Here is a 22,309-nt window from a genome sequence, read left to right on the forward strand (position 1 = left end):
AGGCGGATGTCGGCCTGTGGGCCGGACCAAAATAAACTCTCCAGAAACCTTTACACCCCGTAGCCCATCATCTTCAACAGCTTTTGCGCATGCTGCACCGCGTCCTGCCGGTGCGCGACGCCGAGCTTCTGATACAGATTACGAATATGCGTTTTAATGGTGGTCGCCGCCACATCCAGTTCTCCGGCAATCTGATCGTTACTGTAACCGGAATAGATCAGCCCCAGCACCTGCCACTCGCGCTGGGTCAGCGGACTGGTACGGATCAGTTCAGGTACCTGCGGATGATTTAACAACCGTTCGACGAAGTTCTCGTCAAAATGGGCAAATTTATGTCGGTGATGCTGGTTGATATCCCGCAGAATGCGCTGCGCCCGGTGCTGTTCCAGCTCCGGCAACGTGTTGAGTTGAATCAACTGGCGTAACTGCTGCGCCATCGCTTCGCCTTCAATGACGAAATGGTTAATAAAACCGGTGCGATTGGCGAGGGTCAGCGCTTCCATTAAGGCATTCTGCGCCTCGTTTTTACGGCCCGCCTGCCAGTAAAGCTGGTTCAGCAACAGCAGGTTGCGGTTGATGTCGCTCATCAGGCGCAGGCTGCGCGCGTTTTCGTTTAACTCTTCAAGCACCATTTCCGCCGGACCGGTTTCGCCAAGCAGGATCTGCACGCGGGCGATGTTGCGCCACTGACTTTGCAGGAAATGGTTATTGGCAAATTCCGGTTTTGGCGTCTGGCGTAGCCAGTTGGCGGCAGACTTTTTATCGCCGATCATCTGCCAGTAAATTACCCGCACTTTATCGGCGTTTGATACCCAGTCGCTGTGGTAAGGGCCATTACCCAGCAGATTTTCCAGTCGGTTTAACTGGCTGCGTGCGTTATCCAGATCCCCGCGCGCCAGCGAGCACTGAACCAGCAGCGCCAGGCACTGAAGCTGTTGCTGCGGCTGATAGGTAGAGAGCACGGTCATGCCGCTGCGTGCGGCGCTTTCCGCTTCGTCGAGCCGTCCCCATGCCCACAGCAACTGGGCACGAATACGCAGCAAAAATTCATGCATCGGCAGCTGTTCCAGGTGCTGGTCGTGGATCAGCTGGAAGGCTTTTTCCTGCGTCTCCCACGCGGCCTGTAAAAAGCCCTGAGCAAACAGGATTTCGCTTTGCTGGATCATGCTCCACAGCGCGTAATGCCAGACATCATGGCGGCGCGCCATCTGTTCTGTCTGCTGCATTAACGACAGCGATTCCATCAGCAACCCTTTGCAATGCAGAACTTCACCATGCACGGAGGTGGCGACGATACGGCTGTAGTAACTGGCGACGGGCAGCATATCCAGCGCGATTTTCGCCAGACGCTCGGCTTCTTCCGGATCGCCATCGTTGATCGCCACCTGCGCGCGCAGGGCGTTGAAATCGCCGCTCAGCGCAGCGTCAATGGTAATTTGCATCTCCTGCTCGGCGCGGGCCAGCAGAGTATTCACTTCGCTGTAGCGATGCTGGCTTTGCATCAGCCATGCCTGAAGCAGCACCAGGCGCGGATTCTCCAGCAGACTTTCCCACGGCAGTGACGCCAGTGACTCTTCCAGCAGTGTCAGTTCGCTGTGATTAAACAGTCCCCAGGCGTGGTTAAGCAGGATATCGCGCAGCATCGGCGCATCGCCGGAGGCCAGCGCATGATGAATGGCTTCGGTCGGGAAGCCTTGCGCCATCCAGCTTTCGGCGGCGGCGCGGTGCAGTTCCGGCAGTTCGGTCGCCAGTTCCCACTGACAGCGCTGGCGCAGGAAACTGCCAAACAGCGGGTGATAGCTAAACCACTCGCCGGAATCATCCATGCGCTGTAAAAACAGGCCCTGGCGTTCAATCTCTTCCAGCCGCATCTGCCCGTTCTCTTCCCCGGTCACACGCACAATTAGCGCATCGTTCATCGAGCGCAGCAGCGCGCTTTTGAGCAGGAAATGACGGGTACTTAAATCAACGTTATCCAGTACTTCATCGACCAGATAATCGGAAAGATGGCTGGCGTTAATGCCCGACAACCGACGCGCAGACTGATGCGGCGCGTTATTGTTCTGCCTGGCGGAGAGGGCAATAAGCTGAAGCGCAGTGGCCCAGCCTGCCACTTCGTCACACAGGCGGCCGCTCTCGGAGGCTTCCAGCGGCGAGGTCAGACGACGCTCAAAAAACTGTCGCGCTTCCTGATGATTAAATGCCAGATGCTGACTGCCGACCTCCAGCAGTTGATCGCGAACACGCAAATTGGCAATCCCCAACTGGGGGAGGTTACGCGACATCACCAGCAGCGTTAAATTTTCCGGCTGATGACGCAGGAAGAAACGCATGGCTTCATGGATCACCGGATTGGTGATCAGATGGTAATCATCAATCACCAGCCAGAGCGGGCGATCCCACTCAGCCAGTTCGATAAAAAGCTGAGCGAAAAGGGATGTCAGGCTGGCGTACTGGCGCTTTTGTACCATCGCTTCGCTGGCGTTGCAGTGGCCGCCCGTTGCCTGCTGAATAGCGGCAATCAAATAACTGGCAAAACGTTCCTGCTGGTTATCGCCTTCATCCAGTGAAAACCAGCCAAGATCGTTTTTGCCTGCGGCCCATTGTGAAATGAGGGTCGTTTTTCCATAGCCCGCCGGGCTTGTGATCAGGATCAGACGGAAATTGTTCGCGCCGGAAAGTTTAGCCAACAGGCGGTCCCTGACCACAGTATGATCAAGGCGAACCGGGCGACTTAATTTAGACGGAATCAACATAGTTATCACTTTCACTGTGCGTAAAAGAAAGCGGGATTTTTTTTGCGCTTCGTAATTAATAACTCTAAAGTCGTTCAGATTGCAATGTATTGCAAGTTATGTCGTTTTTGAGTGCTTCTTAATTTGCACTGTGTCACAAATTATTAAAGGAAGTGAATTATTTTAATGAAACCGGTGCCAGCAGGCATGGCGTCTGGCTTAGGCTGAATTGCTGATAAGGCGAGAATTACGCTTTCAATGAAAGGATTTTCTTAACTCAATTAATTTCCTGGATACTAAGCAGCAAAAAATAACCTGTAACACGTTTAAGTAAATCCGCTGTTGGTATTTTATACGGAAAATCATTTCGTTATTTTACATTTTGTTTGCGGAACGGCATTTCAATTCTTTGACCTACGCCAACGTTCTGCGTGCGGTAAAGGTAGAGACTGAGATGTGAGCGAAGGAATGCTCCTCCCTGTTCAATATAGTCGGCAAGGATGGCGTAAGCGGCTAACGTTATAGTGGTGCCGATCACATTTTTCGCTCATCCCTGGTGCTCCTCCCTGCCTAATCCCTGGCAGGATGAGGAAGCCAGACGGGTAGCCAGGCAAACTAGCGCTAACGTTTTTCATTTGAACAGGATCCGGTTCCTTTATGTCACAGCCTACATTCGACAAAGCACAATTTCAGGCTGCACTGACGCGTCAGTGGCAGCGTTTTGCTTTAGATTCCGCAGAGAAAATGACGTCGCATCAATGGTGGCAGGCGGTGAGCGGCGCACTGGCTGAGTGCCTGGCCGCCCAGCCTGTAAGCGCGCCAGCTGAAAATCAGCGCCATGTTAACTATATTTCTATGGAGTTTTTGATTGGTCGCCTGACCGGTAACAACTTGCTGAACCTCGGCTGGTATCAGGATGTGAGCGATGTGCTGAAAGCGCACGACATCAACCTGACCGATTTGCTGGAAGAGGAGATCGACCCGGCGCTGGGCAACGGCGGCCTCGGGCGTCTGGCAGCCTGTTTCCTTGACTCAATGGCGACCGTAGGCCAGGCGGCAACCGGTTATGGCCTGAACTATCAGTATGGTCTGTTCCGCCAGTCTTTTGCTGACGGCAACCAGATGGAAGCGCCGGACGACTGGCATCGCGGCAGCTATCCGTGGTTTCGCCACAATGAACAGCTTGATGTCCAGGTGGGGATCGGCGGGAAAGTGGTGAAGGGCGCATGGCAACCGGGATTTATCATCACCGGCCAGGCATGGGATCTTCCTGTACTGGGCTACCGCAACGGCATCACCCAGCCGCTGCGCCTGTGGCAGGCAACGCACGCGCATCCGTTTAACCTGACCAAATTCAACGATGGCGATTTCCTGCGCGCCGAACAGCAGGGTATCGACGCGGATAAGCTCACTAAAGTCCTTTACCCGAACGATAACCATACGGCGGGCAAAAAGCTGCGCCTGATGCAGCAGTACTTCCAGTGCGCCTGTTCCGTTGCTGATATTCTGCGCCGTCATCACCTGGCAGGCCGTCAATTGCACCAACTGGCGGATTACGAAGTCATCCAGTTGAACGATACGCACCCGACCATCGCCATTCCTGAACTGCTGCGCGTGCTGATAGATGAGCATCAGCTAAGCTGGGACGATGCCTGGGCTATCACCAGTAAAACCTTCGCCTACACTAACCATACGCTGATGCCGGAAGCGCTGGAGTGCTGGGACGAAAAACTGATTAAAGCGCTGTTGCCGCGTCATATGCAGATCATCAATGAGATTAACACTCGCTTTAAAACGCTGGTTGAGAAAACCTGGCCGGGTGATGAGGCCGTGTGGGCGAAGCTGGCGGTGGTGTATGACAAGCAGGTGCGCATGGCAAATATGTGCGTGGTCAGCGGTTTTGCGGTGAACGGCGTGGCAGCACTGCACTCCGAGCTGGTGGTGAAAGATCTGTTCCCGGAATACCATCAGCTGTGGCCGAACAAATTCCATAACGTCACCAACGGCATTACCCCGCGTCGCTGGATCAAGCAGTGTAACCCGGCGCTGGCTGCATTGTTGGATAAAACGCTGAAGAAAGAGTGGGCGAACGATCTTGACCAGCTGATTGCGCTGGAAAAGTACGCCGACGATAAAAAATTCCGTCAGACGTATCGTGAGATCAAACGGGCGAATAAAGTGCGTCTCGCCGCGTTTGTGAAGGCGCGTACCGGTATTGAAATCAGTCCTGAGGCGATTTTTGATATCCAGATCAAACGTCTGCATGAATATAAGCGCCAGCACCTGAACCTGCTGCACATTCTGGCACTCTATAAAGAGATCCGCGAAAATCCGCAGGCAGACCGCGTACCGCGTGTGTTCCTGTTTGGCGCGAAAGCGGCACCGGGATATTACCTGGCGAAGAACATTATTCTGGCGATCAACAAGGTCGCGGCGGCGGTGAACAACGATCCGCTGGTAGGCGATAAACTGAAAGTGGTCTTCCTGCCGGATTACTGTGTGTCTGTGGCTGAAATGCTGATCCCGGCCGCTGATATTTCCGAGCAAATTTCTACCGCCGGTAAAGAAGCCTCCGGCACCGGCAATATGAAGCTGGCGCTGAACGGCGCGCTCACCGTCGGCACGCTGGACGGCGCGAACGTGGAAATAGCCGAGAAAGTCGGCGATGAAAACATCTTTATCTTCGGCAATACCGTTGAAGAGGTGAAGGCGCTGAAGGCGAAAGGCTACGATCCGCTGAAATGGCGTAAGAAAGACAAATTACTGAATGCGGTGCTGAAAGAACTGGAGAGCGGTAAATACAGCGACGGCGACAAACACGCCTTTGACCAGATGCTGCACAGTATTGGTAAGCAGGGCGGCGATCCGTATCTGGTACTGGCCGACTTTGCCGCGTATGTTGACGCGCAGAAACAGGTCGATGTGCTCTACCGTGACCCGGAAGCCTGGACTCGTGCCGCTATACTCAATACGGCGCGATGCGGCATGTTCAGCTCCGATCGCTCTATTCGCGACTACCAGAGCCGTATCTGGCAGGCTAAACGATAAGGACCGCTATGGAACGCAAACGCCTCGATAAAGCCGCTCTGGCGGCGGGGATAAGCCCTGATTACATTAACGCCCACGGTAAGCCGCAGTCGATTGGCGTAGAAACCAAGCGGCGTTTGCTGGATGCGATGCATCACACGGCGGCCACGAAAGTGGCCGTTACCCCGGTGCCGAACGTGATGGTGTATACCCACGGTAAGAAGATGGCGCTGGAAGTCGAGGGCAGCGGCGAGTTTAGCTGGACACTGCTGACGGAAGCAGGCCGCCAGTATCAAGGTCAGGCGGCTGGCGGCAGTAAACTTAGTCTGCCGATGCGTCTGCCGGAAGGGTATCACACGCTGACGTTATCTCAGGACGCGCAACAGTGGGATTGCCGGGTGATTATCGCTCCTCAGCGCTGCCACGAGCCTGATGCGCTGCTCAGCGGACGTAAACTGTGGGGAGCCTGCGTGCAGCTTTATACGCTGCGCTCCGGCAAAAACTGGGGGATCGGCGATTTTGGCGATCTCAAAGCGATGCTGCCTGAGGTGGCAAAGCGGGGCGGGGCGTTTATCGGCCTCAATCCGATCCACGCGCTTTATCCGGCAAATCCGGAGAGCGCCAGCCCTTACAGTCCCTCTTCCCGCCGCTGGCTGAATGTGATTTACATCGACGTTAATGCCGTTGATGATTTTCAGCACAGCGAGGAAGCGCAGGAGTGGTGGCATATGCCCACCACCCAGCAGAAGCTGGAAAGCGCGCGCCAGGGAGAGTGGGTTGATTACTCAGCCGTTACGGCGCTAAAGCTCGCCGGGCTAAGCATGGCGTGGCGGCAGTTTGCGAAACGCACTAACGATGATGCCGCAATGCAGGCGTTTCGTCAGTTCATCGCCAACGAGGGGGAAAGCCTTTACTGGCAGGCAGCGTTTGATGCCCTGCACGCGTCACAGGTGAAAGAGGACCCGATGCGCTGGGGCTGGCCAGTCTGGCCGGAAGGTTATCAGTCTACCGATACCCCGGAGGTAAAAAAGTTCTGTAAAACGCATCAGGATGAGGTGGAGTTTTACCTGTGGCTTCAGTGGCTGGCCTGTACGCAATTTGCGGCCTGCTGGGAAGAATGCCAGAACATGAATATGCCGATTGGCCTGTACCGTGATCTGGCGGTCGGCGTGGCGGAAGGCGGCGCAGAAACCTGGTGCGATCGCGAACTGTACTGCCTGAAGGCGTCAGTTGGTGCGCCGCCGGACATCCTCGGGCCGCTGGGGCAAAACTGGGGTCTGCCACCAATGGATCCGCATGTCATTACCGCTCGCGCCTACGAGCCTTTTATTCAGCTACTGCGCGCCAATATGCGCGATTGCGGCGCATTACGTATCGATCACGTCATGTCGATGCTGCGCCTGTGGTGGATCCCCTACGGCGAGACGGCGGATCACGGCGCGTATGTGCATTATCCGGTTGACGATCTGCTGTCGATCCTCGCGCTGGAGAGTAAACGCCATCAGTGCATGGTGATCGGCGAAGATCTGGGGACGGTGCCGGTGGAGATCGTCGGCAAGCTGCGTAAGAGTGGCGTTTACTCCTATAAAGTGCTGTATTTCGAAAGCGATCACGAGAAAACGGTCCGCGCGCCGGAAGCGTGGCCTGCACAGTCGATGGCGGTGGCGGCAACGCACGATTTACCGACGCTGCGCGGCTACTGGGAAAGCGGCGACCTGACGCTCGGAAAAACGCTGGGCCTGTATCCGGACCCGGTCGTGCTGCGCGGTCTGTATGAGGATCGCGAGCTGGCGAAGCAGGGACTGCTGGATGCGCTACACCGACACGGCAGCGTGGCGAAAAGCGTGGGGCGTAAAGCCTCGCGGATGTCGATGACCTCTACGCTTAATCGCGGAATGCAGCGCTATATTGCCGACAGTAACAGTGCCTTGCTGGGTCTCCAGCCGGAAGACTGGCTACAGATGGCCGAACCGGTCAATATCCCGGGGACCAGCTATCAGTACAAAAACTGGCGGCGCAAGCTGTCTGCAACCCTTGAAGAGATGTTTGCGGATGAGAGCGTGAATAAGCTAATTAAGGATTTGGATAAGCGGCGTCGGGCTGGAGTGAAGAAGAGGTAAAAATAAAGAACCCGCCCTTATCGGCGGGTTCTTTTTGGGTCTTACACCACCATTCCCAGCAGCAAACACCCTACCAGGCCACATACTGAAATAATGGTTTCCAGCGCAGACCATGACTTGATCGTCTCACCAATCGTCAGGTTGAAATACTCCTTGAACAGCCAGAATCCTGGATCGTTCACGTGCGAGAAAATCACGCTGCCGGAGCCAACCGCGATAACCATCAATTCAGGACTCACGCCTGTTGTCGCAATCAGCGGTGCCACAATTCCACCGGCGGTGATCGCCGCCACGGTAGCCGATCCCAGCGCGATGCGCAGCACGGCGGCAATTGACCAGGCCATAAAGAGAGGCGACAGATTGGTGGACTGCATCATCGACGCGATGTATTTATCCACGCCGCTATCAACCAGCACCTGCTTAAACGCGCCGCCGCCGCCGATGATCAGCAGCATCATGGCGATGATTTTGATTGAGGTGGTGAGCGTATCGTTGATGTCATCCATCGAACGACCGCGATTCAGGCCAAAAGTGAATATCGCGATGATAACCGCAATCAGCGTTGCCATGACCGGATCGCCAAAAAACTCAGCGTAGGGCAGGATTGCATGGCCTTTCGGCAGGATCATCTCGGCGACCGCACGCAGCGCCATCAGGATCACCGGGACCAGCGAGGTCCAGACGCTCACGCCAAAGCCCGGCATTTCCGCTTCGCTGAACGTTTTCGCGTTATACAGTCCTTCCGGGATCGGCTTGTCGATACCTTTGAGGAATTTAGCGTAGACCGGGCCCGCCAGAATCACGGTCGGGATGGCCAGCAGCGTACCATAGAGCAGGGTTTTGCCCATATCAGCATGGAAAATGGTCGCAATCGCTGTTGGACCCGGATGCGGCGGCAGGAAACCGTGTGTTACGGAAAGTGCCGCTGCCATCGGAACGCCGACAAAGAGGAGCGGGATACGAGCAGCAGCGGCGATGGTAAATACCAGCGGCAGCAGGAGTACGAAACCGACTTCATAGAACAGGGCGAAACCGACGGTAAAACCGGTTAACACTACCGCCCATTGAATGTACTTCTGACCAAACTTCGCAATCAGCGTCGTGGCGATACGCTGTGCGCCGCCGCAGTCAGCGAGCAGTTTGCCCAGCATCGCCCCGAAGCCCATGATCAGCGCCAGGCTGCCAAGCGTTCCGCCGACACCCGTTTTAATGGAGGCGATAACCTTATCGACAGGCATTCCCTGCATCAGACCCACCGCAAGGGCCACCAGGATTAGGGCAATAAAACCGTTTAGCTTGAAACGGATCATTAACAACAATAACAACACAACACCGATAGCAACGATGACTAATGGCATGATTTACTGGCCTTTAATTTGTTATGGGTAACTTTGCTGTCTGAGCAGCAAAGGGGCCTTTGTGCTGTAATTCAGAACAGAAGGCAATTAGCACTTCAACAAATCGCTTCTTATAAGGCTAAGAGTCGCGGGCTGTTTCCAGAAGAATAGTGCGCAGAAGGGATGATACGGGTAACATTCGTGCAAAGAAAACACCCCTGGCAGGCAAAATTTAAAAACTGGGAGGTAGGTCATATTCTGGGGAGGGTTGTAACATTTACGACAAAACGCCTCTTTCGCGGGAAAGAGGCGTTTGAAGAAAGCAAATCAGTAGTAAGAGTGCTCGCCGCGCTGGTGTTCGGTGAGATCGCGCACCCCTTTCAGGTCCGGGAACTCTGCCAGCAGCTGCTTTTCAATGCCGTCTTTCAGAGTGACATCGATCATGGAGCAGCCGTTACAGCCGCCGCCAAATTGCAGGATGGCGTAGCCGTCGTCGGTGATTTCCATCAGCGTAACGCGGCCGCCGTGCCCGGCAAGCTGCGGGTTCACCTGCGCCTGGAGCATATACTCTACGCGCTCCATTAACGGCGCGTCGTCAGAAACTTTACGCATTTTGGCGTTCGGCGCTTTCAGCGTCAGCTGAGAGCCGAGCTGGTCGGTCACGAAATCGATATCCGCATCTTCCAGGTACGGGGCGCTTAACTCGTCCACGTAGGCCGTCAGCAAATCAAATTTCAGGGCAGTATCGCTCGCTTCCACAGCATCGGGTGGACAATAAGAAACGCCGCATTCAGCGTTAGGAGTACCGGGATTGATGACAAATACACGGATTTGCGTCCCTTCTTCCTGATTTGCCAACAGTTTGGCAAAGTGCGCTTGTGCAGCATCGGAAATACGGATCATAGCATTGGCCTAATAGTTGACTATTTTAGTCAGTTATAATACGCCCATCGTCGAGGGTCTACAAGGTCCGACAGAGGCACCAGACATGGACCGTCGCTGCACCGCCGCGTAACAGCAGCCGGGAAATTTCTGCGACAGTACTGCCCGTGGTGACGACATCATCCACAATAACGATATGGAGTCCGCGAACCGGAAATTCAAGGTGAAAGGCGTTTTTCAAATTGTGCTTTCGCAGCCGGGCCGGGAGATGATGTTGTGTCGTCGTAGCCCGAATACGCGTGATGGCCTCCGTCTCGTACCGACAGCCCAGCCAGTGTGACAGAGGACGGCAGAGTAGGTCGCTCTGATTAAACCCTCTGTGCCAGTGTCTTTTTTGCCACAGCGGAACGCTGACAATGCGGTCCGGACGCGGCAGGCCGGATAGCTGGCGGGCCTGTATAAATTTCAGCAGCAGCAGGCGCGCCAGCGCCGGGGCCAGTTCTGCTTTGCCTGAAAATTTGAAGCGATGAATAAGTGAACTCAGGGGCGCAACGTAATCGCTGACGGCGATCAGCCGTTGCCACGGCGGCGCTTTTTGCAAACAACGACCGCAGGGCAAGTGAGGATCCTGGGCGGGCAAACCGCACTGAGGACACACATTGGTGTGGTGAGAGATCGCGTTGACGCAACGGGAGCAGATTCCCCAGGACGGCAGGGCGAGCGGCATTCGGCATAGCCAGCATAAGCCACAGGCTGTTAACATATTTCACCTCGGACAAAATAATAGAGAACAGTACCTGATGAATGAGATCTGGTGGCAAACCAAAGGGGAAGGAAATTGCCATCTTGTGCTGCTGCACGGATGGGGACTGAATGCGCAGGTATGGGATTGCATAACGCCGGAATTAAGCGCGCATTTTACGCTGCATCTGGTGGATCTGCCGGGCTTCGGTCGTAGCCGTAGTTTTGGTGCCATGTCGCTGGCGGAAATGGCGGCGCGCATTCAGGAACACGCGCCGGAAAAAGCCATCTGGCTGGGCTGGAGCCTGGGTGGGCTGGTGGCAAGTCAGGTCGCGCTGACCTCTCCACAGCGCGTACAGGCACTGGTCACCGTCGCCTCGTCCCCCTGTTTTTGTACCGAGGGCGACTGGCCGGGGATCAAACCCGAGGTGCTTTCCGGCTTTCAGCAGCAGTTAAGTGAGGATTTCCAGCGTACGGTTGAGCGTTTTCTGGCGCTGCAAACCATGGGCACCGAGAGTGCAAGACAGGATGCCCGCCGCCTGAAAAGTGCCGTCCTGGCCTTGCCGATGCCGGACGTTGAAGTACTCAACGGCGGGCTGGATATTCTGAAAAAGAGCGATTTACGCGAGCCGCTCGCTGGACTGACCGTGCCGTTCCTGCGTATTTACGGCTATCTTGACGGCCTGGTGCCGCGTAAAGTTATTCCACGACTGGACGCCGCGTGGCCTGCCAGCGAGTCGCTGACGATCCAGAAGGCGGCGCATGCACCGTTTATCTCTCATCCGGCAGAATTTTGTCAGGCGCTCATCTCACTCAACGCGCGTTTGTAGCGGCTGGAAAAAGTGACAGAGTGCAACAATACTTAGGGCGTCATCGCGTGCTTGATTCAGTGCAAAAGCAGGATGGCGTACTATTCAACCTTAAGGAGTAAAGGCTATGAAACTGGTCACCGGTATTGTTGCGTCCCTGGTTATTGGATCGCTGTCTTTTGGCGTGATGGCTGCGGAAGAACTGCACAAAGATAAACTGAAAGAGATGAATTTAACGAAAGTAGGCGACATCAGTACTGATAAAGGCACCGCACCGATGGATGCACAGCGCGAGCTGTCGAAAAAAGCTGACGAGCTGGGCGGGAAGTATTATGTGATCACCAGCGCGAAGAAATCAGAGAAAGATATTCACACCACGGCTGAAGTGTATAAATAAGTTGCTGGAATGCCCGGTGGCGCTGCGCTTACCGGGCCTACAAAGGGGGCGCTACGCTTACCGGGCCTACAATATTGTGCAGTGCTACTGCCAGGCGGCAATGCCCTCAGCCTAACGTCCACCACTCTCGCGCACAGGCTTTTCCTTCCGGACAGCTTTTACAACTTCCGGTCAGGCAACCCTCAACGTCTTCCTGCATCCGCCGGGCTTTGCCCATTGCTTCCATGCGATTTAACATGGCATCAAGCAGAGGGCGGGGAAGATGCAGCGCGCTGCTAAGCTGGCTGGCTTCCATCCGCCCCTGCAAGGCGAGCATGTTGCGCACGTCAATCAGCGAGGCCATTAATGACACTCCCCGGCCGGGCTGTCGCAGCAGGTGGCGGGCGTTTTGCGTGTCGCCAGCAGATTAACGTCAATCCGACTGCGGGCGCGTCGCAGGCAGCCAATCACCAGCACGTTAAACGCCACTACCGCCAGGATACAGATCATACTGTACTGCGGATGCTGATGGAAACTGGCAACCTGATAAAACAGCGTCGACAGCGAATACGCGATATTCAGCCCCCACAGGATCGAGAATCCCATCCAGCCGCGGCTGGATTCACGGGAAATGGCTCCCATCACCGAAATGCACGGCACATACAGCAGCACAAAAATCAGGTAGCTATAGGCCGCTGCCGCGCTGCCGAATTTCTCGCTCATCACGCCCATGGTGCCGGTTGCCATCTCGCCATCGCCTTTACTGGCCTCAATGGGGTTTGCCAGCACGCTCAGGCTGAAGGTGTCTTTCAGGCTTTGCCAGGTTTCAGCGGCGGCGTCAGACAATTCAGCGGTAAGGCTAAATTCTGCCGGATTGAATTCCGCTTCCTGAATATTTTCAGCGGTATACAGCGTATTAAGCGTACCGACCACCACTTCTTTTGCCATCGCACCGGTGAACAGGCCGACCGTCGCCTGCCAGTGATCGCCGTGAATACCAATCGGCTCCAGCAGCGGGGTAAAGACGCGGCTCACGGAGGCCAGCGCCGAATCGTTGATGTTATTCACCGCCTTGCCGTTGAGTGAGAAGCTGTTCAATGCGCTTAGGAAAATACTGACAATAACGATGACTTTACCCGCGCGCAGGATAAACCCTTTCAGGCGCTGCCAGGTCTGGATCAGCAGACTTTTGATCAGCGGTACATGGTAGACCGGCAGTTCCATTACAAACGGTGAGGCCTCGCCGCGCATGATGGTATGTTTGAGCATCAGGCCGGTCAGGATCGCCATCACAATGCCGAGGATGTAGAGTGAAAAGACGGCCAGCGCGCCCTCCTGTCCAAAGAAGGCGGCGGCGAAGACGGCGAAAATCGCCAGCCGTGCGCCGCAGGACATAAAGGGAGCCATCATGATGGTCATCAACCGTTCACGCGGTGCATCAAGAGTACGCGCGCCCATCACTGACGGCACGTTACAGCCAAAACCGACAATCAGCGGCACGAAGGATTTCCCCGGCAGCCCCAGCGATTGCATCAACCGGTCCATCACGAACGCCGCGCGCGCCATATAGCCGGAGTCTTCCAGAAAAGAGAGGAACAAATACATCATGCCGATCTGCGGCACCAGCGGCAGCACGGTGTTGATCCCGCCGCCGATCCCCTGTGCGAGGAAAATAGTCAGCCACTCAGGGAAATGCAGCGTATAGCCAAACCACTGAAGGCCATGAATAAAGATAGCCACTGAACCGGCGTCAAAAATAGGGGCCAGCGCGCCGCCGATATTGATGGCAAAGAGGAACATGACGTACATCACCAGCAGGAAAATCGGCAGGCCGAGGAAGCGATTGAGGATAATTTTATCCATCGCGGCGGTGAAACGGCTCGGTTCAGCGGTCAGCGAATTACTTACGGTGTCGCAGATAGCGGCGATACATTGATAGCGTGCATCGGCAATATGCAACGCCGGATCGTCGATTTCACTCTCCAGGCGGGCCAGTACATCTCCCAGCTGATGCGCGGCATCCTGCGCGTAAGCGCGGCTGTAAATATCGCCTTCCAGCATTTGCAGGCCCAGCCAGCGACGCTGCTGGATAGGCATATTTTCTGGCATCAGCTGCGCCAGATGACCAGCTTCACGCAGCAGCGGCTGCGCGTAATGTACCAGCTCAACGTCCCGATTACGGTTATGGCGGTCAATAGCCAGTTTCAACGCATCTATCCCCCGACCACGCGTCGAGACCAGCGGCACGACCGGACAACCCAGGCGGGCGGAGAGGGCATCAACATCAATGCGCACCTGCTGTTTTTCCGCGATATCCAGCATGTTGAGCGCCACCACGCAGGGCATTCCCAGCTCCAGCAGTTGCAGCGTCAGGTAAAGATTACGCTCAAGATTGGAGGCATCCACGACGTTAATCAGCATGTCCGCATCGCCGCTTAAAATATAGTGGCAGGCGATTTGCTCATCGAGCGACGTTTGCGAGGAGATGGTGGTCAGGGAATAGGTGCCAGGCAAGTCAACAAGCGTGGCCTGGCAATCCGTGGTTTGAAAACTGCCTTCTTTACGTTCGACCGTAACGCCTGCCCAGTTGCCTACACGCTGGCGCGAACCGGTCAATTGATTGAATAACGTGGTTTTACCAGAATTCGGATTGCCAATTAAGCCAATGGTAAGTTTTTTCATTGTATTTGACTCACTGTATTAAGAGGAAACCGGTTCCACTTCCAATAATGCTAAATCTTTTTTACGTAATACCAGATTAACGCGCCGCGTTTCGATATGAACGGGATCGCCTAATGGCGCTACGCGTACTACGTTAAATGACGAGCCGGGCAACATACCTAACGAAAGAAGTTTTTGACGATAAGCCGGGCTGATCTCGCTGGAAAATCCAGTGATTTTCCATGCGCTTAAGGGCGTAAATTGCATAAAGCCTACTTATATATCGCTAACAAAATAACGTCACGCACGGCAGGCACAAGCGGCCTGGCGGAGCCTGACCAGGAAGGTTAATTAATCAACAGCGCAATGGTAATGATAATAGTTTTTATCTTCAATCTTTAAAATGTGTCGAAGTATTCTGTTCGATAATAAATCACAAGAAGTTTGATATGGCGCAAAAATAGCGCTGTTTTGTTATTTGCAAACGGGAGGGGATATTTAAGGAAGGTGAATTACAGGTTTCCAGTATATTAATATTAACGGTTAATTGTGTGTTAATTGTTAATTAACTGGCGCTATTAACAGGGGAATAAGGCTCTCTTCCCGAAGAAGAGAGCCAGAAAAGCACCCTCTGTTACCGCTTTTTACCCATTGCCGCCGCCAGCGCATCCATCATCGCGCTGTTACCGGCGGGTTGCGCCTCGCGCGAGCGTGGTTTCGCCGCTTTTGCCGCCGGACGATTGCCCTGGCCGCGGTCGTTACCCCCGCCGCGCCGGGCACTGGTTTCGCCCGGCTGCTCGTCCAGACGCATGGTCAACGCGATGCGCTTACGCGGCAGGTCAACTTCCAGCACTTTCACCTTCACGATATCGCCCGCTTTTACCACGGTGTGCGGATCGTCAACGAACTTAGTAGAGAGTGAGGAAATATGCACCAGACCGTCCTGATGAACGCCGATATCGACAAACGCGCCGAAGTTGGTGACGTTGGTGACCGCGCCTTCCAGAATCATGCCCGGCAGCAGATCGTTCATGGTTTCCACGCCTTCCGCGAAGGTCGCCGTTTTAAACTCAGGACGCGGATCGCGGCCCGGTTTTTCCAGCTCCTTGATAATATCGGTCACGGTCGGCACCCCGAAGCGTTCGTCGGTAAATTCCGACGGCTTCAGGTTTTTCAGCTCGCTGCTGTTACCCATGAGATCGCGTAATGACTGCTCGGTGGCCGCCAGAATGCGCTCAACAATCGGATAGGCTTCCGGGTGAACGGTGGAGGCGTCCAGCGGGTTATCACCGTGGTTAATGCGCAGGAAGCCCGCGCACTGCTCAAAGGCTTTCGGTCCCAGACGCGCCACTTTTAATAACTGCTGGCGGTTCTGGAATTGGCCGTTTTCATCACGCCAGGAGACGATATTCTGCGCCATCATGCGGGTCAGTCCGGCGACGCGGGCCAGCAGCGGCACGGAGGCGGTATTCAGATCGACGCCAACGGCATTTACGCAGTCTTCAACAACCGCATCCAGCTTGCGGGCAAGCTGGGTCTGGCTCACGTCGTGCTGATACTGGCCCACACCAATCGATTTCGGATCGATTTTCACCAGTTCCGCCAGCGGATCCTGAAGACGACGGGCAATCGACACCGCGCCGCGGATAGAAACATCCAGATCCGGGAATTCCAGCGCTGCCAGTTCGGAGGCAGAGTACACCGACGCACCTGCTTCGCTGACGATCACTTTCTGCGCGGTCACTTTCGGGAACTGCTTCTGCACGTCGAGGAAGAAACGCTCGGTTTCGCGTGAGGCCGTACCGTTGCCAATCGCCACCAGCTCGACGTTATATTTCTCACACAGCGCCGCCACCGCAATAGCCGCTTTTGCCGCCTGGCCGGTATGAGGATAAATGGTATCGGTGGCGACCAGTTTGCCGGTGCCGTCCACAACCGCGACTTTTACGCCGGTACGCAGGCCAGGATCGAGACCCATCGTCGCACGCAGGCCCGCCGGGGCAGCCATCAGCAGATCGTGCAGATTACGGGCGAAAACGTTGATCGCCTCGTCTTCCGCGCGTTCGCGCACCGTGCCCATCAGCTCGGTTTCCAGATGCATCAGCACTTTAATGCGCCAGGTCCAGCTCACTACGGCGCGACGCCAGCTGTCTGCGGGCGCGTTGTTCAGTCGCAGGCCAAGATGGTCGATGATGATTTGCTCGCAGTGGCTCTCTTTTGGCGGCTCGTCAAACTGCGGATCGGCATTAAGCGCGAGTTGCAGCACGCCTTCATTGCGCCCGCGGAACATGGCCAGCGCGCGGTGCGAGGGAACGGAAGAAATCGGCTCGTGGTGATCGAAGTAGTCGCGGAATTTTGCACCTTCTTCCTCTTTGCCGCTCACCACGGTGGCGACCAGATGCGCATTCTTCCACAGATAATCGCGCACTTTCGCCAGCAGCGCGGCGTCTTCGGCAAAACGCTCCATCAGAATATAACGCGCGCCGTCGAGCGCGGCTTTAACGTCGGCGACGCCTTTATCGGCATCGACATACTGCGCGGCGGCGGTTTCCGGAGTATGGGAAGGATCGGTCCACAGCAGATCGGCCAGCGGCTCCAGACCGGCTTCAATCGCGATCTGTCCGCGCGTGCGGCGCTTTTGTTTATAGGGAAGATAAAGATCCTCGAGTTCGGTTTTGCTCAGCGTACCGTTGATTGCGTTCGTCAGATCATCGGTCAGCTTGCCCTGATCGCCGATAGATTTGAGAATGGCCTGACGCCTTTCTTCCAGCTCGCGCAGGTAGCTCAGACGCGTTTCCAGCTGGCGCAGCTGGGTATCATCCAGACCGCCGGTGACTTCCTTACGATAACGTGCAATAAACGGCACGGTGTTCCCTTCATCAAGCAGGCGAACGGCAGACTCTACCTGTTCAGCTCTGGCCTGAAGTTCACCCGCAATAATGCGGCAGAGCGAATCATTCATCATGGCTAGTATCATCTTAGGGTCAAAATCAGCGGATAGTTATACGGACTGACAGGCAAAAATGCCAGTCGCAGACAGCGGCTTCGGACAGTTCTATTTCACATACTCAATATCGTTAACGTACCAGTTCACTTCTCCGCCGGGAGCCTGAACCACCGCCACATCGCCAACCTCTTTTTTTAGCAGTCCGCGCGCCATAGGCGAGTCAATGGAGATGTAATCCTTACGACCAAAAATTTCATCATAGCCAACGATGCGAAAACGTTTAACGTCACCCTCGTCGTTTTCGACTTCCACCCACGCGCCAAAAAAGACTTTGCCTTCCTGCTGCGGCGAATAATCGACGATTCTGAGATTTTCCAGACACTTAGTCAGGTAGCGCACGCGGCGGTCAATCTCGCGCAGGCGCTTTTTGTTGTACTGGTAATCGGCGTTTTCACTGCGATCGCCGAGGCTCGCCGCCCAGGTCACCTTTTTGGTGACTTCCGGACGTTCTTCACGCCAGAGATAATCCATCTCCTGCTTTAATTTCTCGTATCCCTCACGGGTGATTAATGGCGTCTTCATCGTGACTTATCCTTTTTTATCCTATCTTGCGCACAATACTTAACACGCAACGCTGCCGACAGAATAAATAATATGATTTATGCTTATATGTATACTTAAGCTACTGTTAAATATGCTTTGTAACAATTTAGACTGAAATTTATACCAGATTTCGCTGGTGGCAAGCGTGGCCTTTCTTAAGAATACGTTATCACGACTTTTGCGAACCTTTGGGAGTAAAAACCATGCAAGAGAATTATAAAATCCTGGTTGTAGATGACGACATGCGCCTGCGTGCGCTGCTGGAACGTTATCTGACCGAACAGGGCTTCCAGGTTCGAAGCGTTGCTAACGCCGAACAGATGGATCGCCTGTTAACCCGTGAATCCTTTCACCTGATGGTGCTGGATCTGATGCTGCCGGGCGAAGATGGCCTCTCCATTTGCCGTCGCCTGCGCAGCCAGAGCAACCCGATGCCGATCATTATGGTCACGGCAAAAGGGGAAGAAGTGGATCGCATCGTCGGTCTGGAAATTGGTGCCGACGATTACATCCCGAAACCGTTTAATCCGCGTGAGCTGCTGGCGCGTATCCGCGCGGTGCTGCGTCGTCAGGCGAACGAGCTGCCAGGCGCACCGTCGCAGGAAGAAGCAGTCATTGCATTTGGTAAATTCAAACTGAACCTCGGCACCCGCGAGATGTTCCGTGAAGATGAGCCGATGCCGCTGACCAGCGGTGAGTTTGCGGTGCTGAAAGCGCTGGTAAGCCATCCACGCGAGCCGCTGTCCCGCGACAAACTGATGAACCTTGCCCGTGGCCGGGAATATTCGGCAATGGAGCGTTCCATCGACGTACAAATCTCCCGCCTGCGCCGCATGGTGGAAGAAGATCCGGCGCATCCGCGCTATATCCAGACCGTCTGGGGTCTGGGCTACGTGTTTGTGCCGGACGGTTCTAAAGCATGAGGCGAATGCGCTTCTCGCCACGAAGTTCATTTGCCCGCACGCTGTTACTTATCGTCACCCTGCTGTTCGTCAGCCTGGTGACGACCTATCTGGTGGTGCTGAACTTCGCCATTCTGCCGAGCCTCCAGCAGTTTAATAAGGTGCTGGCCTACGAAGTCCGTATGCTGATGACCGATAAACTGCAGCTGGAGGACGGTACGCAACTGGTGGTTCCGCCTGCCTTTCGTCGCGAGATTTATCGCGAACTGGGCATCTCCCTCTATTCTGACGAAGCGGCGGAAGATGCTGGCCTGCGCTGGGCGCAGCACTATGAATTTTTAAGTCATCAGATGGCGCAGCAGCTGGGCGGCCCGACGGAAGTGCGCGTTGAGGTCAACAAAAGCTCGCCGGTGGTCTGGCTGAAAACCTGGCTGTCACCGAACATCTGGGTACGCGTTCCCCTTACTGAAATCCATCAGGGCGATTTCTCGCCGCTGTTCCGTTACACGCTGGCGATTATGCTGCTGGCGATAGGCGGCGCATGGCTGTTTATCCGAATACAAAACCGACCGCTGGTGGATCTTGAACATGCCGCGTTGCAGGTCGGGAAAGGCATTATCCCGCCGCCGCTGCGGGAATACGGCGCGTCGGAAGTCCGTTCCGTGACCCGCGCCTTTAACCATATGGCGGCAGGCGTGAAGCAGCTTGCCGACGACCGTACCCTGCTAATGGCGGGCGTCAGTCACGATTTGCGTACCCCGCTGACCCGAATTCGCCTCGCTACCGAGATGATGGGCGAGCAGGATGGCTATCTTGCCGAATCGATCAACAAAGATATCGAAGAGTGCAACGCCATTATTGAGCAGTTCATCGATTATCTGCGCACCGGCCAGGAGATGCCGCTGGAGCTGGCGGATCTGAACGGCGTGCTGGGTGAAGTCGTCGCGGCGGAAAGCGGTTATGAGCGCGAGATTGAAACGGCGCTACAGGCGGGAGAAATTCCGGTACGGATGCATCCGCTGTCGATCAAGCGCGCGGTCGCCAATATGGTCGTCAATGCCGCCCGCTATGGTAACGGCTGGATCAAAGTCAGCAGCGGCAGCGAGGCCAATCGCGCCTGGTTTCAGGTGGAGGACGACGGTCCCGGCATCAGGCCCGAGCAGCGCAAGCACCTGTTTCAGCCGTTCGTGCGCGGCGACAGCGCGCGTACTATCAGCGGGACCGGGCTTGGGCTGGCAATTGTGCAGCGTATTATCGATAACCACAACGGCGTGCTGGAGCTGGACACCAGCGAGCGGGGCGGCTTACTGATCCGCGCCTGGCTGCCGGTACCGGTGATGCGCTCTGGCGGGGCGGTGAAAGAGAGTTAACGCGGTATTTTACCCATAATGCCGGGGGCGGCTTCGCCTTGCCCGGCCTACCTAAAAGCCTGACCCTGTACCATTCTATTCTGTAGGCCCGGTAAGCGAAGCGTCACCGGGCATGCGTTATGCGGTCAAAAGGTGATATGCCCGGCCCGCCGGGCATCAGAGGTTTACAGCTTCGGTCCCGCACTTACCAGCGCAGCGCCTGCTGGCGTGTCGGTATACTTCTCAAAATTGCTGATAAACAGCTTCGCCAGCGCACTGGCTTTTTCCTGCCACTGCTCAGGAGACGCGTAGGTATTACGCGGATCGAGAATGTGCGTATCCACGCCCGGCAGGCTGGTCGGCACGGCCAGATCGAATATCGGCAGCGTGAAGGTTTCGGCATTGTCCAGCGAACCGTTAAGAATGGCGTCGATAATGGCGCGGGTATTCTTAATGGAAATGCGCTTGCCGGTGCCGTTCCAGCCGGTATTCACCAGATAGGCCTGTGCCCCCGCCGCCTGCATGCGTTTCACCAGCACTTCGGAATACTGCGTCGGATGTAGCGACAGGAACGCCGCGCCGAAGCAGGCGGAGAAGGTGGGCGTCGGTTCGGTGATCCCGCGTTCCGTTCCGGCCAGTTTCGCGGTAAAGCCGGAGAGGAAGTGGTACTGCGTCTGGTTCGCGGTCAGGCGAGACACCGGCGGCAGGACACCAAACGCGTCGGCGGTCAGAAAAATGACCTTCGTTGCGTGTCCGGCTTTTGACACCGGCTTAACGATGTTTTCGATGTGATAAATCGGGTAGGAAACGCGGGTATTTTCCGTTTTCGACCCGTCATCAAAATCGATGGAGCCGTCATCGCGCACGGTGACGTTTTCCAGCAGGGCGTCGCGGCGGATGGCATGATAAATGTCCGGCTCAGCCTCTTCGGAAAGCTTGATGGTTTTGGCGTAGCAGCCGCCTTCGAAGTTAAAGACGCCGTCGTCGTCCCAGCCATGTTCGTCATCGCCAATCAAACGGCGTTTCGGATCGGTGGACAGCGTGGTTTTGCCGGTGCCGGAAAGACCAAAGAAGACTGCCACATCGCCGTCAGCGCCGACGTTGGCGGAGCAGTGCATGGAAGCGATGCCCTTCAGCGGCAGCAGGTAGTTCATCATCGAGAACATCCCTTTCTTCATTTCGCCGCCGTACCACGTTCCGCCAATAAGCTGGATGCGCTCGGTCAGGTTAAAGGCGACGAAGTTCTCCGAATTCATGCCCTGTTCTTTCCACTGCGGGTTAGTGCATTTCGCTCCGTTCATGACGATAAAGTCCGGCGTGAAATCCGCCAGCTCCGCATCGGTGGGGCGAATAAACATGTTTTTCACAAAGTGCGCCTGCCAGGCCACTTCAGTGATAAAACGTACTGACAGACGGGTATCTGCGTTAGCGCCGCAGAAGGCATCAATAATAAAAAGTCGTTTACCTGAGAGTTGCTGAGTGACGATTCCTTTCAAATGCTGCCAGGTTTCCGGTGTGAGCGGCTTGTTGTCGTTCTTGCCTTTACCTTTATCGGACCACCACACGGTGTCGCGGGTAGTGTCATCACGAACAATATACTTATCTTTCGGCGAACGTCCGGTGAAAATACCGGTGTCGACGGCGATAGCACCAGAATTCGTCAATACCCCGCGCTCGTATCCTTCCAGGTCTGGACTAAGTTCCTCCTGATACAGCGTGTCGTAGTCGGGATTGTAAACGATATCCTGAACGTCGTTGATACCATAAGCCTTGAGATCTTGCGGGGTTAATTCTTTAACGCGCATGTCACTGCTCCTTAG

Annotated in this window: 16 protein-coding genes; 6 read left to right on the forward strand and 10 right to left on the reverse strand. The window is 55.3% G+C overall.

Annotated features, from left to right (window positions below; translation table 11 throughout):
* Positions 1-50: 50 nt before the first annotated feature.
* Positions 51-2,756 (reverse strand): HTH-type transcriptional regulator MalT, encoded by a 2,706-nt coding sequence (gene malT / locus P0H77_RS01915; protein ID WP_276161967.1) that lies wholly within the window; start codon positions 2,754-2,756, stop codon positions 51-53.
* 636 nt (positions 2,757-3,392) lie between these two features.
* On the opposite strand from malT, the gene malP reads away from it, so the two are divergent.
* Positions 3,393-5,783 (forward strand): maltodextrin phosphorylase, encoded by a 2,391-nt coding sequence (gene malP, locus P0H77_RS01920; protein WP_276161972.1) that lies wholly within the window; start codon positions 3,393-3,395, stop codon positions 5,781-5,783.
* Positions 5,784-5,791: 8 nt separating this feature from the next.
* Entirely contained in the window at positions 5,792-7,882 is a 2,091-nt protein-coding gene (gene malQ, locus P0H77_RS01925) for a 4-alpha-glucanotransferase (RefSeq protein WP_276161978.1), read from the forward strand.
* A gap of 41 nt (positions 7,883-7,923) precedes the next feature.
* Here malQ and gntT read toward each other — a convergent pair whose 3' ends face one another.
* From gntT to gntX, 3 genes are all read right to left on the reverse strand, one after another.
* The gene (gene gntT, locus P0H77_RS01930) at positions 7,924-9,240 is read right to left on the reverse strand and encodes a gluconate transporter (protein WP_276161984.1); all 1,317 of its coding nucleotides are present in this window, start codon (positions 9,238-9,240) and stop codon (positions 7,924-7,926) included.
* A 306-nt stretch (positions 9,241-9,546) separates the two neighbouring features.
* Positions 9,547-10,122, reverse strand: a complete 576-nt coding sequence (gene nfuA / locus P0H77_RS01935; protein WP_176917755.1) for a Fe-S biogenesis protein NfuA — start codon at positions 10,120-10,122, stop codon at positions 9,547-9,549.
* Positions 10,123-10,180: 58 nt separating this feature from the next.
* Entirely contained in the window at positions 10,181-10,864 is a 684-nt protein-coding gene (gene gntX / locus P0H77_RS01940; RefSeq protein ID WP_276161995.1) for a DNA utilization protein GntX, read from the reverse strand.
* A 37-nt stretch (positions 10,865-10,901) separates the two neighbouring features.
* Here gntX and bioH point away from each other — a divergent pair, with 37 nt between their 5' ends.
* Together bioH and P0H77_RS01950 are read left to right on the forward strand one after the other, a co-directional pair.
* Positions 10,902-11,672, forward strand: coding sequence for a pimeloyl-ACP methyl ester esterase BioH (gene bioH, locus P0H77_RS01945; protein WP_276161999.1), 771 nt, complete (start codon positions 10,902-10,904; stop codon positions 11,670-11,672).
* A gap of 106 nt (positions 11,673-11,778) precedes the next feature.
* Complete coding sequence (locus P0H77_RS01950; RefSeq protein WP_276162001.1) at positions 11,779-12,048, forward strand: YdgH/BhsA/McbA-like domain containing protein; 270 nt, start codon at positions 11,779-11,781, stop codon at positions 12,046-12,048.
* A 106-nt stretch (positions 12,049-12,154) separates the two neighbouring features.
* Here the strand turns inward: P0H77_RS01950 and feoC are convergent, their stop codons facing one another.
* The 5 genes from feoC to greB form a co-directional block, all read right to left on the reverse strand.
* Positions 12,155-12,391: a [Fe-S]-dependent transcriptional repressor FeoC gene (feoC, locus tag P0H77_RS01955; protein WP_276162007.1), complete on the reverse strand. Its 237-nt coding sequence runs from the start codon at positions 12,389-12,391 to the stop codon at positions 12,155-12,157.
* Positions 12,391-14,709, reverse strand: coding sequence for a Fe(2+) transporter permease subunit FeoB (feoB, locus tag P0H77_RS01960; RefSeq protein ID WP_276162011.1), 2,319 nt, complete (start codon positions 14,707-14,709; stop codon positions 12,391-12,393). The genes feoC and feoB overlap by 1 nt, the downstream gene beginning before the upstream one ends.
* 18 nt (positions 14,710-14,727) lie before the next feature.
* Complete coding sequence (gene feoA, locus P0H77_RS01965; protein WP_276162012.1) at positions 14,728-14,955, reverse strand: ferrous iron transporter A; 228 nt, start codon at positions 14,953-14,955, stop codon at positions 14,728-14,730.
* A gap of 367 nt (positions 14,956-15,322) precedes the next feature.
* On the reverse strand, positions 15,323-17,653 hold the full coding sequence (locus P0H77_RS01970) for a Tex family protein (RefSeq protein WP_276162037.1): 2,331 nt from the start codon (positions 17,651-17,653) through the stop codon (positions 15,323-15,325).
* A gap of 90 nt (positions 17,654-17,743) precedes the next feature.
* Positions 17,744-18,217 carry a transcription elongation factor GreB gene (greB, locus tag P0H77_RS01975; RefSeq protein ID WP_276162045.1) on the reverse strand — a complete coding sequence of 158 codons (474 nt, stop codon included), beginning with the start codon at positions 18,215-18,217 and terminating at the stop codon, positions 17,744-17,746.
* 224 nt (positions 18,218-18,441) lie between these two features.
* On the opposite strand from greB, the gene ompR reads away from it, so the two are divergent.
* The gene (gene ompR / locus P0H77_RS01980) at positions 18,442-19,161 is read left to right on the forward strand and encodes a two-component system response regulator OmpR (protein ID WP_001157751.1); all 720 of its coding nucleotides are present in this window, start codon (positions 18,442-18,444) and stop codon (positions 19,159-19,161) included.
* Positions 19,158-20,510, forward strand: a complete 1,353-nt coding sequence (envZ, locus tag P0H77_RS01985) for a two-component system sensor histidine kinase EnvZ (RefSeq protein WP_276163365.1) — start codon at positions 19,158-19,160, stop codon at positions 20,508-20,510. Before ompR ends, envZ begins: the two co-directional genes overlap by 4 nt.
* A 164-nt stretch (positions 20,511-20,674) precedes the next feature.
* Here the strand turns inward: envZ and pckA are convergent, their stop codons facing one another.
* A complete protein-coding gene (gene pckA, locus P0H77_RS01990; RefSeq protein ID WP_276163366.1) occupies positions 20,675-22,294 on the reverse strand; it encodes a phosphoenolpyruvate carboxykinase (ATP) in 1,620 nt (539 codons plus the stop codon).
* Between the last annotated feature and the right edge of the window lie 15 nt (positions 22,295-22,309).

The sequence above is a fragment of the Superficieibacter sp. HKU1 genome (assembly GCF_029319185.1).
Classification (GTDB): Bacteria; Pseudomonadota; Gammaproteobacteria; order Enterobacterales; family Enterobacteriaceae; genus Superficieibacter.

Excerpts from the sequence above, each read along its gene's own strand:
- bioH (WP_276161999.1), top strand. The coding sequence starts at position 10,902 with ATGAATGAGATCTGGTGGCAAACCAAAGGGGAAGGAAATTGCCATCTT.
- feoC (WP_276162007.1), bottom strand. The coding sequence starts at position 12,391 with ATGGCCTCGCTGATTGACGTGCGCAACATGCTCGCCTTGCAGGGGCGG.
- malQ (WP_276161978.1), top strand. The coding sequence starts at position 5,792 with ATGGAACGCAAACGCCTCGATAAAGCCGCTCTGGCGGCGGGGATAAGC.
- P0H77_RS01950 (WP_276162001.1), top strand. The coding sequence starts at position 11,779 with ATGAAACTGGTCACCGGTATTGTTGCGTCCCTGGTTATTGGATCGCTG.
- ompR (WP_001157751.1), top strand. The coding sequence starts at position 18,442 with ATGCAAGAGAATTATAAAATCCTGGTTGTAGATGACGACATGCGCCTG.
- feoB (WP_276162011.1), bottom strand. The coding sequence starts at position 14,709 with ATGAAAAAACTTACCATTGGCTTAATTGGCAATCCGAATTCTGGTAAA.
- nfuA (WP_176917755.1), bottom strand. The coding sequence starts at position 10,122 with ATGATCCGTATTTCCGATGCTGCACAAGCGCACTTTGCCAAACTGTTG.
- gntT (WP_276161984.1), bottom strand. The coding sequence starts at position 9,240 with ATGCCATTAGTCATCGTTGCTATCGGTGTTGTGTTGTTATTGTTGTTA.
- feoA (WP_276162012.1), bottom strand. The coding sequence starts at position 14,955 with ATGCAATTTACGCCCTTAAGCGCATGGAAAATCACTGGATTTTCCAGC.
- malP (WP_276161972.1), top strand. The coding sequence starts at position 3,393 with ATGTCACAGCCTACATTCGACAAAGCACAATTTCAGGCTGCACTGACG.
- gntX (WP_276161995.1), bottom strand. The coding sequence starts at position 10,864 with ATGTTAACAGCCTGTGGCTTATGCTGGCTATGCCGAATGCCGCTCGCC.
- envZ (WP_276163365.1), top strand. The coding sequence starts at position 19,158 with ATGAGGCGAATGCGCTTCTCGCCACGAAGTTCATTTGCCCGCACGCTG.
- P0H77_RS01970 (WP_276162037.1), bottom strand. The coding sequence starts at position 17,653 with ATGATGAATGATTCGCTCTGCCGCATTATTGCGGGTGAACTTCAGGCC.
- pckA (WP_276163366.1), bottom strand. The coding sequence starts at position 22,294 with ATGCGCGTTAAAGAATTAACCCCGCAAGATCTCAAGGCTTATGGTATC.
- malT (WP_276161967.1), bottom strand. The coding sequence starts at position 2,756 with ATGTTGATTCCGTCTAAATTAAGTCGCCCGGTTCGCCTTGATCATACT.
- greB (WP_276162045.1), bottom strand. The coding sequence starts at position 18,217 with ATGAAGACGCCATTAATCACCCGTGAGGGATACGAGAAATTAAAGCAG.